We start from the raw sequence: 16,094 nt of genomic DNA, 5'->3' as shown, positions 1-16,094 counted from the left end.
AACATTGACCTGAAACAAAAACAGCCACCGAAAAGGGGGCTGTTTGGTAAACCAGTAAACAACTGACAGTGCTATATTGACATCACTTCCATTTGTTGGTCGCACCACTGCAGCGCTTCATGGTAATAATCTGGCAGCAGGTCCGGGTCCAGGCTCAACTGCTGCGCCAGTTCATTCGCACCTTGCCAGTCTGCCTGTTCATACAACGTAATAAGCGTCAGGTAGCTGGCCAGTAAGCCTTCTTGTTTTAACAAGGCATCTTTGATCTCAATGGCCAGTGGCAGCTTATTCATGACGCTGTCCATGCTTTCATCCAAGATGGCGTCCATCAGCGACATCATGCCCGCCAGGAAGGCCATACCCGTGTCCTTGAGCTTTTTGTGCTTAACCGCCAATAGTTCAGCAAAGCGTGCGCGAGTGAGCGACAGACGCACCAGTTCCAGCGGCTTTTCTGAGGAAACCTGCGACGCAAATAGCAAAGACAAAAACTTTTTAAGCTCCTGATTACCCAACACGACCAGAGCCTGCTTAATGGTAGAAATCTCGGCGCGACGCTTAAACGCGGCTGAGTTAGAGTAACGCAGTAATTTATAGCTGAGGTTAACATCGCGCTCGAATACCTGAGTAATTCGCTTTAGGTCAACGTCGACACTTGATGTTTCGTATAACAGTTCCGCCAGTGCCATTTCAGACGGGGGTAAGGTCTTACTCTGAACCACTTCGGGTTTGGCAAAAAAGAATCCCTGGAAGTAACTGAAACCAAGCTCAAGTGCTTGCTGGTATTGCTCATGTGTTTCGACTTTTTCAGCAACTAGTTCAATATTCTTGAACGGCGCGATGGCGTCTTTAATCTCTTTAATGGTTTCAATATCTGTGGTCAGCACGTCGATTTTGATTTGATCGATAAACGGATAGAAGTGTCGCCACACTTTTTGGTGCTGATAATCGTCCAGCACTATGGTGTAGCCTTTACTCTTGAGATCTTGCACGGCGGCAAGCAAGCGCTTGCCCGGTTGCACTGTTTCAAGAATTTCGACAACCAGCTGCTCACGTCCCATCATAGTGGGATAGCCTTTGAGTAAGGTTTCCAGCGTGAAGTTAATATAGGCGGGTTTATTGTCGGTTAAATCTTCCAGGCCAAAGTTAAACTGACTGCCTTCAATCAACCTGGAGGTCGCCTCGGAACCATCAATTTCCGGGAAGACATTATCTAACCCGTCGCGAAATAACAGCTCGTAACCCACGAGTTCTTTGTTTTTATTTAGGATTGGCTGCCTGGCGGCATAAAAATACATGAAAGATACACCTGACTGAATACTTCTACTGCACACCAATATAAGGCAATCTCAGCCTTATTTCATTAATTAATTCAGCTTGTTTCAGCTTTTGGTATTAAGGTATGAGTGTGTTTGCGCGCAATTCATGTTCAGTTCACCCCGTGTAACTTGGGTGGTGATCTTTGCCATGTTATAGTGGGCCTTTCGCAATGGCTTTTGTCCCAATCTCAGCTAAGAAAATAACAGCATCTGATATTGTGGAGAGAAGCCCGGACTAAAGGAGGTAATTTTGGAAACTGGCACTATGATCTCACTTGCCATGTATTTCATCGCCATGCTGGGTATCGGACTGTATGCGTATCGTAAGTCAACCAGCGACGTATCGGGTTATATGTTAGGTGGCAGAAGTCTTTCACCTAGTGTCGCGGCCTTATCTGCGGGTGCCTCGGATATGAGTGGCTGGATCCTTATGGGTCTGCCAGGCGCCATGTTTGTCAGTGGTTTCAGTAGCACCTGGATAGCTATAGGCCTGGTGATAGGTGCGTTTTTAAACTATTTACTGGTGGCACCGCGACTGCGGGTATACACCGAACTGGCCAATGATGCGATCACCATTCCAGACTATTTTGCTAATCGCTTTGAAGACAAAGGCAATGCGCTGCGTATTGTTTCGGCGCTGGTGATCATTATTTTCTTTACCCTGTATACATCGGCAGGAGTGGTATCGGGCGGCAAACTGTTCGAAAACTCCTTTGGTATGAGCTACGAATCAGGCCTGTATATCACGACCGGTGTGGTGGTCTTGTACACCTTGTTCGGCGGGTTCCTGGCGGTCAGTCTGACCGACTTTGTGCAAGGGTGTATTATGTTCCTGGCGTTAATTCTGGTACCCGCTGTGACTTATTCACTGCTGGATAACCCGCTCAGCGTCACACTCAACGACATTAATCCTCAGCTGCTTACCTGGATTGGTGCCGGTGGCGCAATTGGCATCATCTCTGCGATGTCCTGGGGATTGGGATATTTTGGCCAGCCTCATATCATTGTACGCTTTATGTCGGTGCGCAGCGTGAAAGACATGCCTACGGCACGACGCATTGGCATGAGCTGGATGCTGGTGGCGACAATTGGCGCTATCACAACAGGTTTGTTTGGCGCGGCTTATGCTCACGAGAATGGGATTGTGGTTGAAGATCCGGAGACGATTTTCCTGATCTTATCAGAACTGCTGTTCCATCCGCTGATAGCAGGCTTTTTACTTGCGGCGATTCTGGCTGCCATTATGAGTACCATTTCTTCGCAGTTGCTGGTGAGCTCCAGCTCGTTGACGGAAGATTTCTATAAGATATTCCTGCGCAAAGATGCCTCAGACAAAGAGCTGGTGCTGGTTGGTCGGATTAGCGTTGCGCTGGTGTCACTGTGTGCCATTTACCTAGCCTACGACAGAGACAGCACGATTCTGAGTCTGGTTAGTAATGCCTGGGCTGGATTTGGTGCCGCATTTGGCCCGCTGGTACTACTGAGTTTGTTCTGGAAACGGATGAACTTTGCAGGCGCTCTGTCGGGCATGATAGTGGGGGCTGCAACGGTATTGTTCTGGATTTATGGCCCTGTGACTGTTAACGGTCAGCCACTTAGCGCGTTTATCTATGAAATTGTACCTGGATTTATCGCCTCATCAATTGCGATTTTAGCGGTAAGCCTGGCAACCTCTGAGCCGAGTACTGAAATCACAGACAAGTTCGAGGAAATGCAAACAGCACTATAAGTGTTGCACCCACATCAATAGCCGCGGTTTGTTGACCGCGGCTTTTTTGTCCTTTAAAAGCACGCTATGATGGCGTTTAGGGCCGAATTAAACCTGAGATTGGGTCAGTTATGAGTGCTGAAAATCGACGGGGAAATGGCCGGTTTGTCGTTTTGTTGTTCCAATTTTTCTAATTTTCCTTATCATGAACAGTATCGTGATCCGGTCAGTATTAAGCTTTTTGGCCAATGTCATGATGTACGAGATCATCCGCAATTCAGTGAATTTAAGGCAATTAGTGCTTGTTACTATATGGCAATAAGGTTAACATGTGCGTAACCTTAGTGGGTGGTCCTTTCAATTCATTAGAAGGACGGAAAATATGAAGTTTTTTATAAAGAGCTTAAAGAAAAAATCAAAAATGACCCAACCGAAAAGAACAACAGCCCTGAGTGCTGAAAGTGTTCAGTTGGTATTTGGAGGAACTGGTGGTGACGGTGCACAACCTCGCGCACAAAGTTTTTCTCCCGAAGCCACACAAACTTTTGGTGGGTAAACAGCAGGATTTTAAACGAGCATGAATGAGTTTTATCAAGTTACTGGGTGGATTATTAGAACATTAGAACTGTTTATTGTTCTGTTTCTGCTTTACAGCTTTAAGCAACATCGCTTTGAACTGTTTTTTGGTGGTAAAAGTACCTTGAAAAAGCAGAGCGACCATGAACTTCATTCATGCTTTCTATCATCTTTAGCTATCATAGTGTTCTATACAATCAGCGGAAGTCTAGCTAGCTATATTATAGATCTTCCCCTAGAAGTAATGCAGGGCAGGCAAGTTTTTTATTTTGCAATGGTCTGCAATGGTGTTTCTTTTATCCTCGTTTTGTATTTACTACATGCAATTAGGGGGTGCACGTTTTCTGCCACTGCTAGGGTTGTAACCTATTTGGCATTTTTGACAGTGCTTATGAATTTTGCTCAGCTAGTTCTGAGAGGTTACCTTAACAGTGAAATTCTGTTCTATGTTTATGGACCTGTAGTAATGCTATGTAATGTAAGTACATTTGTTGTTTTAGCCAAATACCCGCTATACAAGCTAATGGAATCAAGACTTGCCAAGGGAGAGATATAATAATGGAATTAATCTATATCGGCGGTTTATTAATTGTAGTGGCACTCATTTTTATGCTGGCCATGATCGTTAAGGGAGCAAGGCTTAGGCCATTTGAGCAGCGTTTTAAAACACTGATTATCGTTGCTAAAGACGATGATGATGAGGTGGAAGATAAATATGCTGAAGCCTATGAAATCGTTATGGAATTTGGTGACTTACTTGCCGCGGAAAAAAACCTGGAGCAATACTACGGCGTTAAAGATATATATGACCGTGTTGAAGAGTTCCGGGCAGAAAACCACCAGATGACCAAACAAGAAAAAGTCACACTTAAGCTTGTTAAGTGATTCTGTCCTTTGCCTCTGAGCGGTTGTTTGATGATAACCGCTTTGGGTAATTATCTACCAAACCCCTCCCTCAATGGCGATATCATGGCGCGGCGTCGGGTAAAATCAAGTTTTGTATCCACGCAATAAACTTTTTGGTCTTGTTGTCCTGAAATCGGTTTTTCCCGGGAATGTAATAGCATAATTCTGAGGCTATGCTTGTATTGCTTATGGGCCTTAGCTGACCCAGTGCGCACAGCCGACGAGTGAGCGTTTCTGAGCAAAATACCCATGCTTTCTCTGCAATCGCTTGTTGTACGCAGAATAGTTCCTGATCAAATTCCCTGATATCAAAGTCCGCTTTATTTAAGCCGTTTTCTGCCAGCCAAGCCTCGAGAGGAGGTTTACACAGTGCCAGATTTTTCCAGCGGGTGGTGTAGATAACAGGACGGGTGCCAGAGGCGCTGAGCGTCGCCAGGTGCTGATAACCAAACAGATTGTAATGCTCCACATTCAGCCTGTCCTGCGCCTGGACCGCTTTGATATTACCGAGCCTTATCGGGACTGTATGTGGCTGGCAGTCCATTAGCTCACCGCTGGCTATCTGCACCACAATGTCTGGATGGTGTTGATTAAATGCAAATTGCTCCGGGAGCAGCACCAGTGCCGCAAATGAGGAAGTGGTGGTAACCCGGACAACCTCATTAAGTTGCCTGATGCTCGCCAGTGCCGTTTCTATCTGCGTAAACCCCTCGGTTGTGGCTGTTGCTAGCAGTCGGCCCGCATCGGTCAGGACTATCTTCCTGGTCTGGCGAATAAATAAACTGACATTGAGGCGGTCTTCAAGCTTGCTAACATGATGAGAAATCGCGGTGGGTGTTAATGCCAGCTCTTCTGCCGCGTGTTTAAAGCTGCCATGACGTGCAGCAGCCTCGAATGCTCTGAGCGCCTGTAAGGAGACATGTAAAGCCAAAATCAGCATCCCGAATAGAAAGATATAGATGATTTTAACTCATTCATAGGTGCAATAGTATCATTTGTTCAATAGTGCGCTGTGTCGCACACTATATTGCGTTCAATAGTCAAAAAGGTCATTCTTATGAGCACAATATTACATGTAGATTCAAGTGTCAGAGCCATTAGTAATACAAATCCATCGCATAATTCATTGTCCAAGAGCATTGCACACAGGTTCATCGAAACCTGGCAAAGCAAAGGTGTGATAGATGAGTATATTTATCGCGATGTTGGTATTCATCCTCCACAGTTTATTACTCAGGACTGGATTGGTGCGGTGTTCACCCCTGAGCGTGAAAGAACAGAAAATCACAAGCAGCAGCTGGCGCTCTCCGATACGCTCATCGACGAATTAGCACGTGCAGACATCGTTGTGATTTCTACACCCATGTACAACTACGGTATGCCAGCACAGCTAAAAGCCTGGTTTGACCAAATTATCCGGATAAACAAAACATTTGACTTTGATCTGAAGCGGGGAGATTTTCCGTTACACCCTCTGATGTCTGGAAAAACGCTGGTTGTCATTGCCTCGTGTGGAGAGTTTGGCTTTGGCAAGTCAGAAATTCGGGAAAGCAGCAATCACCTGATGCCACATTTACGCACCCTGAGCCGTTATCTGGGGGCAGACGCTGTTTATGAGATAGTAAGTGAATATCAGGAATTTAACGATGAAAGGCATCAAAAGTCGCTGGCGAGTGCTTATGAACGTGCAGAAAGTTTGGCGTTGTCATTAGCGTGTGCCAAAAATTTGCTGTTAGTAGATTAAACACAGACTGTCAGTCTGCGCGGTCACTTGAATAAAAGTGGTCGCTTTGGGTTACTTTTGGTTTTTTCAATAACGACGATTTAAAACGGCTTGTCTAAACCGAATAACACTAGGCTCGTCTTTTTTCACTCTGCGCGGCATTGTCTTGTAAAAGTAAAGGTTTCAGGTCGCGCAGGATAATATGTCCATAGTCCTGATAACCCGCTTGTGTACCAGGTGTAAACCACTTCATATGCGCAATAAACTCAAGTGAACTGGCAATACTGTTGATCAGGCTCTGTTCCATGTCAGTCTGGAATACCAAAGGTGGCTGCGCCGTGGCTTGCGGTGCTGAGTGCTGGATCTGTTGCTCACCGGTTAATAACCACAGGGCACTGTCTTTAGTCGCAGGGTGTAAAAAGAACTTACTGACGACAGACAGGGTGGGTTCTCTAACATCTTTTTCATACTTTCGGTACGAAGCAGTAGGAATATCCAGTATTTCTGAAAAGCCAACCTGAGAATACCCCAAGTTGATACGTAACTGTTTTAATCTTGTAGCAAAAGTATTTGACATATGACCCAATCCGGTTAATTATTTATCCACCTGACCCGTTCAGACTACATGACTCTTAGTCAAATGTCTAACGGGGACGAAAAAATAAGCACTTGAACGACAACAAAAACAGCTAAGTGTGAAACTCAAGACCTGTGTTTAGGGGCTTACTCGCCAAAGGCTGGAACTCTATGTCTGGGTGTGTAATACACTGTGATTGATAATAAGCGGATATGTTATGACTACTGTTAGAAGAAACGAATCTGTGCGTAAAGCACACACAATAGCAGCCAGGAAGCAAATTCAAACTGCGATCCGTCGCCTGCGCAGAGAAATGAACTTAACTCAGGCAGAGTTAGGTAAGAAGCTTGTCACACCTGTTGATCAAGCAACCATCTCTAACTGGGAGTGCGGTAAGTCAGACTTATCAGCCTGTCAACTACTGGACATTATGATGATTTTTGGCCAGCCAAACTTTATGAGTTTGCTGGAGCAGGGGGCACAAAGCGATTTAGTCGATGAAAAGCAGTCGGCCTGACGTTTAAAACCTCTGATAGCATACCTATCAGCCTGGTCCCCCCAGCTAACATATCGTGTTGTCGGGGCACGCTCGTGCCCTGTTTTTATTTTTTATTCGTCTAATCTCCATTCCTGTACTAGCTTTGCTGTGGGAGCAAGAATCCTTTAGCCGTCGTTGGTTGTTTTCGATTGCCTGTTATTCCCTGTTGTTTTGGACAAACTGAAAGGCTTCCTGCTTGCAGTCCCATCCTGTTATGTGCCTGTCACTATTGGGTTGTTAGCGACTTGGGCGCAGCAATCAAGCAAGTACAAGGAGCTTTTTATGTCGTCACCTAAATCACAGTTGGGATTTGATCAGAACCAACGTAAAATTATTATCGGAGAGCAACAAGACTCAGAGCTGGGTCCGCTATGCCACCTACCCGGCAGTTGGCAAAATATCGGTAACCTGCAGGGGCACGGCTGGAATATGATCGCCTTGCCTTTTGCTGCGGGTGATCTGGATTATCGTTTGCTGATGAACCAATATGATGAAACACTGACTTTCAATCTGGTTGATAAAGGCGTGCCAAACAGGGGAATACCCGACGATCAATCCGTTGCCACACTCGATTACACTCAAATTATTAACCAGATTGCGGCGGATGATTTTCCGCACTCGGGCCTGGCTGGCAAGCCTGGGCTGGCTATCCATCATGAGCCCGGATTATGGCTACATATGCGCGATCAATTGACCGATGAGCTGGATATTGCTCGCTTGTCGAGTATTCCTCATGGCGATGCGGTGATCGCATTGGGTAAAAGTGCACAGTCTCATTCTGGGTTCGAAATTCCGGCACTGAATGGCTTACCTATCGGAGTCGCCGGGGATATTGATACAAGCCCTTATCTGGCACCTTATAAACATTTCAGGGACAATCCGTTTGAAGGGGTATTTGACCCAACTCAGGCAAATGCACTGTTACAAAAGGCGATTGCGCCTTTACTCAGAGATGGCAAGGTACGCAATACGACCAAGCTGGAAGTACGTACAACCGCGGCGTCGGGGTCTGTAAACAATATTCCATTCGTTACTCGTCAGGCGAACGCAGCAGAGATGCACTCTACATTCTGGATATACGAGCTGACAGAAACCGACTCAAATGGTAATCCCAGGCTCTGGCTGCAGTATTCCCAAACGGTGATCCTGGATTTCTTTAATCGCAAAGACAGGCCCGGTGAATTGATCCGCTGGCCTCATATCAGCATCAATACACTGGAAAAGGTACCCACTTAATCTAGTTTTTTAGCTTCATACTGGTAAAACACCTTTTTGCCCCAGTGCCATTTTCTCATCCAGTTTATGACAAAATGGCACTCTATATAGTGCCTTGCATTTTCGCCAATAAGGGAACACACTATGTGATAATAATTAACAATAAAGCCACACGCTAATGACCCACAACGGGGAATTGCTTTGATGTGGATAAATCAAGATGTTTACACTGGTTATATTATCTTTGGGTTGCCTGCACGGTTTGTATCTCAGTTATGAGCTCATCCGCAAAAATACAGCGAATGATGCTAACAGAATGCTCGCCTTGTGTATCCAGTGCTTTGTTGCGCTGCTGTTCTTTATTTTGCTCGATGAAAGTGGCGCGTTTTATTACGTTCCTCATTTGATTGGCTTTCAGGAGCCCGTTACTTTTTTATTGGCGCCTTGCTTCTACTACTATGTACGCAGATTAACTTCGCCAGCTTACCTTCCTTTTGTTCGCACGCACCTGTTGCCATTTTTCATCGCCGTGCTGTGTGCCACGCCTTTTTATTTACTCGATGCTCAGAGTAAATGGCAGTTTTTGTATGGTGATATGTATGCGCCGGATTTACCCGTTTGGTATCTGTCCTGGTACGAAAATGTGTTTATTTTTGGGGCCATGATCCAGGTCGCAATTTATCTGTTTTTATCGTGGCGTCGACTTAACACCTATCAGATAGTCTCAGAAAATAACTTTTCGTCACTTGAGCTGATAAATCTGAACTGGCTGAAGCGATTATTGCTTATGCTTGGCTCGCTGTATGGTTTGTGGTTTCTCGACGAGGCCATCGAGGTGAATGCCATGGCCTGTATTGATCATGGTACCGGTATAGGGTGTCACTACGACTGGCTAATCGGAGAGCGGGTATTCTTCTTCTCCGAGTTGGGCGTTGTGATTGTGTTCTATTTGATGAGTTATTATGGTTTGCGTCAACCAGAAATATTTATCCAAAGTAATCAATACCTTGTTCTAGATAAATCCGAAACAGACAAGTACGTTAATTCGGCCCTTTCTGAAACGCTGGCTGCTGAGCTTTGCAGGCTGATTGAACACCAGGTTCAGGATGAAAAGCTCTTTTTAAACCCGGATCTGACATTACATGATTTGGCCTGTGCAAGTGGACATTCACGGCACCATGTTTCTCAGGCAATCAACCAAAGTAAAAAGGTCAGTTTTTTCGATTTCATTAATCAGCTGAGAGTGACACATGCTCAGGCGCAGTTGCTTGCGCACCCGAACAGGAGTGTTCTTGATGTGTCGTTGGACAGCGGCTTTAATTCACGATCTGCGTTTTACGGGGCGTTTAAACGATATACCGGAGTAACGCCAGGGGAGTACCGAAAACAGCACAAACAGCTCTCAGAAAAGTTGTCCTGATCTGTCGAGCAGGACGACTGCAGTGAACTGACGCACCAGGATGTCATTGTTATTTCGATGGAGAAAACAACAATGACAAGACAAGTTCCCAGTCAGCAATGGCAGTTGTCCCATTTGCGATATCAGCACCTGACATTCGCTCAGTACGCACCCTCCTATGTTCACTACCGCCAGCACAGCTCTTTCATCAGATATGTTTATCATGCATCTCAGGTAGAGGTGCATGTCCAGTCAATGCGTCACGGGGGGTTAGTATGACTTTACACAACCTCCCTTTTGCAACTGCCGTCTATGTTTCGCTGAACACCGCAGTGGTCTGCGCCAGCTCACCGGAAACGGACCTGGAGCGTATTACGGTTAGCGGCAGTCAGTATACGCTTGCCGCTGAGCAAAAAACGCACTTCCTGTCCAAAGAACACATAGAAGCCATGCCCCACATTGCCGACGATATTTTTCGTCTCATGCCAAGTTTGCCGGGCGTAGCAGCAGGAGATTATTCTGCTAACTTCTTTGTCCGTGGTGGTCACTCGGATGAGGTACTTGTCTTACTGGATGGGCAACAGCTGTACCGGCCATTCCATATGAAGAGCTTCAACAGTGCCTTCAGCATAGTAGACACTGAGAACGTGGGATCATTGGAATTCTCAAGTGGTGGATTTACGGCACGCTACGGCAACAAAATGAGCGGCGTCATGGCCATCGACAGTATCTATGATATCTCTGAACAAAAAAGCAGCTTGGGGGTTAGCTTTATCAATGCAAGAGCAGGTTCACAAGGCACATTTGCAAATGAGCAGGGCACCTGGATGGTGTCGGCTCGACGCGGCTACCTGGACTTGGTGCTTGAGGCGGTTGAAGATGAGTCTAATAAGTTCGAGCCCATCTATGGCGATCTGTTTGTAAAAGTGCGCTATAACCTGTCGGATACGCATGCTTTGTCGGGCCATTTCCTGTATGCCTGGGACGATGAAATACTCGATGATACTTTTGTGGAATGGGATGGCGCCAGAGAGTATCAGGTCAAGGAAAAGGTGAACGGTAAGTACAGTAGCGCTTATGTCTGGGCGGTACTGAATTCTGATTGGCATACTGATCTGAGTAGTCAGACCTTGTTGTCGGTTGCCAAAGTAGAGGAAGACCGACGTGGTGGTCAGTATGACCCCGCGGAAATCTGGCTTACTCTGGATGATAATAAATTTTTTTACGCCTACTCTCTGAAGCAGGATTGGCAGTGGCATCTGAGCGAAGATCATTACATAGAGTCGGGCTTTGACGCTAAATACCTGGACGCGGAATATGACTACTGGATGGAAGCCTGGTATCGGTTAAATTATGATGGTGAAGACTACCGCTATCGTAAGACCCGGTTAACGGCATCCGGCAATGTACTTGGTGCCTATGTTAGCGACCGTTGGCGGCTCTCTGACGCCTGGGTGGCTGAGCTGGGCCTGCGTTGGGATCAACAAGATTACTATGGATTCACCCGGTCGCAATGGAGCCCCAGAGTTGCGCTTTTGCATCAACTTTCAGAAGGTCATCGTGTCTCTTTGAGTGCCGGTGATTACTATCAGCCTGAGGATATACTTGGCCTGCAGGTTGCTGATGGAGCCACACGGTTTCATGGTGTTGAAAAAGCCCGGCATATGATTTTGTCCTATCAGGGGGGACTCAGCCCGAGTTTCCAGTGGCGCGTCGAGGCGTATCTGAAAAAACTCTCTGACCTTCGCCCATGGTATGAAAATGCCTTTGATATTTATGAGTTTTTACCCGAAGGGCAGGCAGACAGGTATCAGGTTGCGCCTGAGTCTGCCAGAGTGAAAGGCGTTGAGCTGAGTTTTCAGCACAGTATTTCGCCGCAATGGCAGTGGCAGGCAAGTTATAGCTGGTCTAACGCACAGGACAGTATAAACGGGCACTGGTACCCGCGCAGCTGGGACCAGAGGCACTCTGTGAAGCTGGCAAGTAACTATGAGTTCGATAATGGCTGGCAGCTTAGTGGATTGATGTATTTTCACTCGGGGTGGCCGCTCACCGGAGAGTCAGGCTCTTTGCAGAAATCTGCAGGGGGGCAGGTTGAGATTAAGCGCAGTCTGAATGCGCGAAACCAGCTTAAACTGGGAAACTATAAACGAGTCGATTTCCGGATCCACAAAATCTATCCTTTATCAAACAGCGAGTTAACAGTATTTTTTGAAGTGTCCAATGTCCTGAACTTTGACAATGAATGTTGTATTGATCGAACCAGTTACTCAGTAGATGGACAAGGAAAGTTACTCAAAAAGGAAGAGCGGGGGCACTGGCTATCGATTATTCCGTCGTTCGGGGTTAAGTGGGCATTTTAACTTTGGGGGAGATAAAGCCCGGTTTATGCACCGGGCTGAAATCAGACAGTGGATCAGTCCTGAACTGAGCGAAGCAGGGCGTTGATTCCTACTTTTTCGCGAGTTTGCTGGTCCACTTTCTTAACGATTATCGCCGCATACAGGCTGTGAGTACCGTCTTTGCTTGGTAATGAACCTGGCACGACAACGGCACCGGCTGGTACCCGGCCATAATGGATCTCACCAGTTTCGCGGTCATAGATGCGGGTACTCTGTGAAATATACACACCCATAGAAATCACAGCCCCTTCTTCCACAATCACACCCTCAACAATCTCGGAGCGGGCGCCAATGAAACAGTTGTCTTCAATGATGGTTGGATTAGCCTGTAATGGCTCCAGTACACCGCCAATGCCCACACCACCTGACAGATGCACGTTTTTACCAATCTGTGCGCATGACCCCACGGTTGCCCAGGTATCAACCATGGTCCCTTCGTCTACATACGCGCCAATATTGACATAAGACGGCATCAGAACCACGTTTTTGCCGACAAAGCTGCCCTGACGTGCGACGGCGTTAGGTACGACACGCATACCACCTTGCTGAAATTGCTCTGGTGTATAGTCGCTGAACTTGAGCGGGACTTTATCATAAAACTGATTGACACCATCATGCAGAGGTTGATTGTCGCGGATACGAAATGACAGCAACACCGCCTTTTTTAGCCACTGGTGTACAACCCACTCACCGCTGATCTTTTCCGCAACCCGGGCTGCGCCTGAGTCCAGCATGGCCAGCGCATCAATAATGGCATTTTTAACCTCAGGAGACACATCACTTGGTGTGATGGTATCGCGTTTTTCCCAGGCTTGTTCAATAATGGTTTTTAAATCCGACATAGTGTCCTCATTTATTCAGATTCTGCATTGAGTTTTTTCATCAGTGAGCGATGTAGTGATGCTTTGGCATCTTCACTGAGACGTTGATAATCTTTGTCCGAGACCACAAAAAAGTCCTCTGCACGTTCGCCCACAGTGGTAATGCGTGCGGCGTGAATGTGCAGTGAATGAAGCTGAAATACCTCGGCTATTTTAGTTAACAGGCCGGGAATATCTACCGCCTGGATCTCTATCAGGTTGCGATCGCTGCGTGCGTGGGGGCGTACCACAACCTTAGGTTTAATGTTGAAGTCTTTAAAGCGTTGTGAGCGATTTTTCTTGAGCCGTATTTTCTTTTTCGGATCGGTCAGGATCACTTCCAGGCTGCGGCGCAGGGTTTTGGCCCGGCCACCGCTGATAGGTCGACCGTCCACTTCCAGAATGACAAAGCTAAAGACCACGTAGCCATCTTTGGTAGTCAGGACCTGCGCATGCTGGATCTGGGCTTTTTTGGAGCCAATCACGGCCACCAGTTTGGCAAACAGGCTGGCTTCGTAAGGTGCGTAGACAAATACCTGAGTACCGCCATGCATAGGCTGTTCAGAAACAACCACACAAGGCTGACTCAAATCATCACGACCGAGCAGGTATTCGGTATGCCAGGAAATTTGCTGCTCGCTAAATGCGGTAAAGTAATTGGCTTTAAAGCGCGCCCAGATCATATCAATCAGGTCTTCGCGATACTCTTTGTTAATAAGTCGCTGTTTGGCCTGTTGTTTCTTATCGCGGATCTGGTCTCGCATGTCCATGGGGTTTTCAAGCCCAAGCCTTAATGCACGCTGGGTGAGTAAGTAGAGCTCGCGCAATAGCGTATTTTTCCAGTCGTTCCACAGATTGTCATTGGTTGCGCGAATATCGGCAACGGTCAGGCAGTAGAGGTAATCAAGCTGGCGTTCGTTTTTGATGCGTGAGGCAAACTCGTTGATCACATCCGGATCATTGATGTCCTTACGCTGCGCGGTGACCGACATCAGCAGGTGGTTTTCGACCAGCCAGGCAACCAGTTTACTGTCGGACGAAGAAAAACCATGCATGCGTGCAAAGGCTGAAGCATCTACCGCTCCCAGTTCTGAATGATCTCCGCCGCGGCCTTTGGCAATGTCATGGAAAATCCCTGCCAAATACAGCAATTCAGGCTTATCCATACGGGTGACAATTTCAGAGCACAAAGGGAATTCGCCCTGATGTTCATGACTGAAATATCGGTAAATGTTGTTGATCAACTTATGGGTGTGTTCATCCACAGTGTAGGCGTGGAATAGGTCGAACTGCATCTGCCCAAAGATATTACGCCACTGTGGCAAATAGGCGGCAATGATCCCATGCTTGTGCATCAGGGTAAATGCGCGACCCATACCGTTGGGGTGTTTAAGCAGGCGCATCAGCGCGTCACGGCAGGCGGCATAATCCTGTAAATCGCCCAGCAGACGTCGCCTCACCTGACGTACGGTACGAATGGTGCTGGGGTCAATGTCGGTAATTTCCGGATGATCAGCAATATGCTCAAACAACAAAATGAGGTTTTCCCTGCGAAAGAACACGGAAGGGTTTTTCACCCGAATTTTGTTGCCAACACGCTCAAAGTGGTTATCGAGCGGGATCACAGTTTGTTCGCTTTGGTCTGGCAAAATGCTCTGCTCAAAATACGCCAGCAGCATCTGGTTCATTTCCCGTACCCTGCTCATGATCCGGAACAGACGTTTCATCATGCGTTCAACGGAGGGTTTGCCTTCAGAGCCAAACCCTAATAGTTCTGCGGCATGAGGTTGATAGTCAAAGAGCAGGCGGTTTTCGCTGCGCCCTGCAGCCAGATGCAAAGCAAAACGGATGTTCCAGAGGTTTTCCAGACATTCCAGCAGCTCCTGATATTCTTCATGTGTGAGGTAGCCGTGGCTTATCAGCTCCTCCAGTGTTTCGGCATGAAAGTGTTTTTTGGCCACCCAGAAGATGGTTTGCAGGTCGCGCAGGCCACCGGGGTTTTCTTTGATATTTGGTTCCAGGTTATAAGCGGTGCCGTGGCACTTTTTGCGTCGCAGGCGCTGCTCTTTGACTTTAGCAATGAAGAACTCATCTGATTGCCAGATGGGCGTTTCAACAATATGGCTCTTAAGCCGCTCAAACTCCACGTGATTACCACAAATTAAGCGGCTTTCCAGCAAGCTGGTGGTAAAATGCACGTCTTCGCGTTTTTGCTCCAGCACCTGCTCGTGAGTCCTCACGCTGTGACCAATGTCCAGGTTCAAATCCCACAGCAAAGTCATAAATGACTCTAATGATCCTGTTAATTCGGGGCCTGGCTCCACTTTACAGAGCAAGAGGAAATCGATGTCTGAATAAGGATGCAGCTCGCCGCGGCCATATCCACCTACGCCAATGAGAGCGAGGTCGGGAAATTGGGCCAATCCGGTGTCGGAGTAGAGCTTGATCAGCAGCCTGTCTATAAACTCAGCTCGGGCATTGATAAGCTGACGGACTGGTTGTTTAGAAAACTGATTGTTTAGCCATTTATAAAAATAGGCCTGGCAGTTTTTGTAGTCATTCAAGGTTTGCGCTTCGTCGAGAAGCGTTTTTACTTTGTTTGGTAGTGCCACCTGGGCTCCCTATGTTGCGCGCAAAACTCACAGCTCAGTTTTACACTAAGTGGCAAAAAAATGCGAGAAAGTGGCAAAGAGAAGGTGGTTAACTGGATGAAAAGCCAGCACACAGGCCAGCAAAGCAAAACGCCACCGGCTGGTGGCGTTTTTGAGTTCATACCAATTTGCTTGATTAAGTGTTCTATTTTGAGGCGAGAAAATATAGTCGATAACTAGGCAAAAATTTGCGAACTCATACCTTAGGTAAAGGTTCTAAATG

At 46.9% G+C, this 16,094-nt stretch carries 15 protein-coding genes; 10 read left to right on the top strand and 5 right to left on the bottom strand.

The window, feature by feature from the left end:
* Positions 1–71: 71 nt before the first annotated feature.
* Positions 72–1,295, bottom strand: coding sequence for an HDOD domain-containing protein (locus NH568_RS16405; protein WP_253048868.1), 1,224 nt, complete (start codon positions 1,293–1,295; stop codon positions 72–74).
* A 271-nt stretch (positions 1,296–1,566) separates the two neighbouring features.
* Here NH568_RS16405 and putP point away from each other — a divergent pair, with 271 nt between their 5' ends.
* The 4 genes from putP (at position 1,567) to NH568_RS16385 (ending at position 4,485) form a co-directional block, all read left to right on the top strand.
* Complete coding sequence (gene putP / locus NH568_RS16400; protein WP_290444297.1) at positions 1,567–3,045, top strand: sodium/proline symporter PutP; 1,479 nt, start codon at positions 1,567–1,569, stop codon at positions 3,043–3,045.
* Between the two features lie 361 nt (positions 3,046–3,406).
* Positions 3,407–3,580, top strand: a complete 174-nt coding sequence (locus NH568_RS16395; protein WP_253048866.1) for a hypothetical protein — start codon at positions 3,407–3,409, stop codon at positions 3,578–3,580.
* A gap of 21 nt (positions 3,581–3,601) precedes the next feature.
* Complete coding sequence (locus NH568_RS16390; RefSeq protein ID WP_253048864.1) at positions 3,602–4,156, top strand: hypothetical protein; 555 nt, start codon at positions 3,602–3,604, stop codon at positions 4,154–4,156.
* Positions 4,157–4,158: 2 nt separating this feature from the next.
* Complete coding sequence (locus NH568_RS16385; RefSeq protein ID WP_253048854.1) at positions 4,159–4,485, top strand: hypothetical protein; 327 nt, start codon at positions 4,159–4,161, stop codon at positions 4,483–4,485.
* A gap of 82 nt (positions 4,486–4,567) precedes the next feature.
* On the opposite strand, the gene NH568_RS16380 is transcribed toward NH568_RS16385, so the two are convergent.
* On the bottom strand, positions 4,568–5,437 hold the full coding sequence (locus NH568_RS16380; protein WP_253048852.1) for a LysR family transcriptional regulator: 870 nt from the start codon (positions 5,435–5,437) through the stop codon (positions 4,568–4,570).
* A gap of 126 nt (positions 5,438–5,563) precedes the next feature.
* On the opposite strand from NH568_RS16380, the gene NH568_RS16375 reads away from it, so the two are divergent.
* Positions 5,564–6,250 (top strand): NAD(P)H-dependent oxidoreductase, encoded by a 687-nt coding sequence (locus NH568_RS16375; protein ID WP_253048850.1) that lies wholly within the window; start codon positions 5,564–5,566, stop codon positions 6,248–6,250.
* Positions 6,251–6,359: 109 nt separating this feature from the next.
* On the opposite strand, the gene NH568_RS16370 is transcribed toward NH568_RS16375, so the two are convergent.
* Entirely contained in the window at positions 6,360–6,806 is a 447-nt protein-coding gene (locus NH568_RS16370; RefSeq protein ID WP_253048848.1) for a helix-turn-helix transcriptional regulator, read from the bottom strand.
* Between the two features lie 217 nt (positions 6,807–7,023).
* Here NH568_RS16370 and NH568_RS16365 point away from each other — a divergent pair, with 217 nt between their 5' ends.
* The 5 genes from NH568_RS16365 to NH568_RS16345 all read left to right on the top strand — a co-directional run bounded on the left by NH568_RS16365 (position 7,024) and on the right by NH568_RS16345 (position 12,321).
* Positions 7,024–7,323, top strand: a complete 300-nt coding sequence (locus tag NH568_RS16365) for a helix-turn-helix transcriptional regulator (RefSeq protein ID WP_082353206.1) — start codon at positions 7,024–7,026, stop codon at positions 7,321–7,323.
* Between the two features lie 303 nt (positions 7,324–7,626).
* Entirely contained in the window at positions 7,627–8,580 is a 954-nt protein-coding gene (locus NH568_RS16360) for a heme-binding protein (protein ID WP_253048846.1), read from the top strand.
* Positions 8,581–8,779: 199 nt separating this feature from the next.
* Complete coding sequence (locus NH568_RS16355) at positions 8,780–9,979, top strand: helix-turn-helix transcriptional regulator (RefSeq protein ID WP_253048844.1); 1,200 nt, start codon at positions 8,780–8,782, stop codon at positions 9,977–9,979.
* A gap of 72 nt (positions 9,980–10,051) precedes the next feature.
* A complete protein-coding gene (locus NH568_RS16350; RefSeq protein WP_253048842.1) occupies positions 10,052–10,237 on the top strand; it encodes a hypothetical protein in 186 nt (61 codons plus the stop codon).
* Positions 10,234–12,321, top strand: coding sequence for a TonB-dependent receptor (locus NH568_RS16345; RefSeq protein WP_253048840.1), 2,088 nt, complete (start codon positions 10,234–10,236; stop codon positions 12,319–12,321). Before NH568_RS16350 ends, NH568_RS16345 begins: the two co-directional genes overlap by 4 nt.
* Before the next feature lie 53 nt (positions 12,322–12,374).
* Here NH568_RS16345 and dapD read toward each other — a convergent pair whose 3' ends face one another.
* On the bottom strand, positions 12,375–13,202 hold the full coding sequence (gene dapD, locus NH568_RS16340) for a 2,3,4,5-tetrahydropyridine-2,6-dicarboxylate N-succinyltransferase (protein ID WP_253048838.1): 828 nt from the start codon (positions 13,200–13,202) through the stop codon (positions 12,375–12,377).
* An 11-nt stretch (positions 13,203–13,213) separates the two neighbouring features.
* Positions 13,214–15,832 carry a [protein-PII] uridylyltransferase gene (gene glnD, locus NH568_RS16335; RefSeq protein ID WP_253048836.1) on the bottom strand — a complete coding sequence of 873 codons (2,619 nt, stop codon included), beginning with the start codon at positions 15,830–15,832 and terminating at the stop codon, positions 13,214–13,216.
* Positions 15,833–16,094: the final 262 nt, after the last annotated feature.

The sequence above is a fragment of the Pseudoalteromonas sp. XMcav2-N genome, from assembly GCF_024124545.1.
Classification (GTDB): Bacteria; Pseudomonadota; Gammaproteobacteria; order Enterobacterales; family Alteromonadaceae; genus Pseudoalteromonas.
The sequence above is the reverse complement of the archived record's forward strand: the minus strand, read 5'-3'. Positions and strand labels throughout refer to the sequence as shown.

Excerpts from the sequence above, each read along its gene's own strand:
- NH568_RS16395 (WP_253048866.1), top strand. The coding sequence starts at position 3,407 with ATGAAGTTTTTTATAAAGAGCTTAAAGAAAAAATCAAAAATGACCCAA.
- NH568_RS16405 (WP_253048868.1), bottom strand. The coding sequence starts at position 1,295 with ATGTATTTTTATGCCGCCAGGCAGCCAATCCTAAATAAAAACAAAGAA.
- NH568_RS16370 (WP_253048848.1), bottom strand. The coding sequence starts at position 6,806 with ATGTCAAATACTTTTGCTACAAGATTAAAACAGTTACGTATCAACTTG.
- NH568_RS16350 (WP_253048842.1), top strand. The coding sequence starts at position 10,052 with ATGACAAGACAAGTTCCCAGTCAGCAATGGCAGTTGTCCCATTTGCGA.
- NH568_RS16375 (WP_253048850.1), top strand. The coding sequence starts at position 5,564 with ATGAGCACAATATTACATGTAGATTCAAGTGTCAGAGCCATTAGTAAT.
- NH568_RS16355 (WP_253048844.1), top strand. The coding sequence starts at position 8,780 with ATGTTTACACTGGTTATATTATCTTTGGGTTGCCTGCACGGTTTGTAT.
- dapD (WP_253048838.1), bottom strand. The coding sequence starts at position 13,202 with ATGTCGGATTTAAAAACCATTATTGAACAAGCCTGGGAAAAACGCGAT.
- NH568_RS16385 (WP_253048854.1), top strand. The coding sequence starts at position 4,159 with ATGGAATTAATCTATATCGGCGGTTTATTAATTGTAGTGGCACTCATT.
- NH568_RS16365 (WP_082353206.1), top strand. The coding sequence starts at position 7,024 with ATGACTACTGTTAGAAGAAACGAATCTGTGCGTAAAGCACACACAATA.
- NH568_RS16360 (WP_253048846.1), top strand. The coding sequence starts at position 7,627 with ATGTCGTCACCTAAATCACAGTTGGGATTTGATCAGAACCAACGTAAA.
- NH568_RS16390 (WP_253048864.1), top strand. The coding sequence starts at position 3,602 with ATGAATGAGTTTTATCAAGTTACTGGGTGGATTATTAGAACATTAGAA.
- NH568_RS16345 (WP_253048840.1), top strand. The coding sequence starts at position 10,234 with ATGACTTTACACAACCTCCCTTTTGCAACTGCCGTCTATGTTTCGCTG.